This window comes from Bartonella capreoli, from assembly GCF_902813205.1.
In the GTDB taxonomy this organism is placed as follows: Bacteria; Pseudomonadota; Alphaproteobacteria; order Rhizobiales; family Rhizobiaceae; genus Bartonella; species Bartonella schoenbuchensis.
Map to the genome: position 1 here is coordinate 1 of NZ_CADDZX010000368.1, position 392 is coordinate 392.

The window sequence follows — 392 nt, forward strand, 5'->3', positions numbered from 1 at the left end:
GATTAGGAGAGACAACAATACGCCACCTTCATAATAATGCACGTGCACGCGCTATTCCTCTCTTTACTGCTGCTATTGAAATAATCGAAACAGATGAACTAAAACCTAAAGCACGAAAGGCTTTACGCAACATTAATGAAGACTTTCATCGCTGGCAAAACCTATCACCACGCACACCGCTGACAGAGCTTACAGAAATGATCCTTAATGATTCAGGCTACATGGAAATGTGGCAAGAAGAACGTTCGCCAGAAGCACCGACACGCTTAGAAAACCTTAAAGAAATGATTCGTTCTATGGAAAAATTTGAAAAACTTCACAGTTTTTTAGAACATGTTTCATTAGTTATGGATGTTGAGCATAACGAAAATATGGATGCAGTTAATATTATG

The 392-nt window shown here is 38.5% G+C and carries 1 pseudogene; it reads left to right on the forward strand.

The window, feature by feature from the left end:
* Positions 1-392, forward strand: a pseudogene (locus tag J7R05_RS08835) (ATP-dependent DNA helicase); the annotation flags it as partial.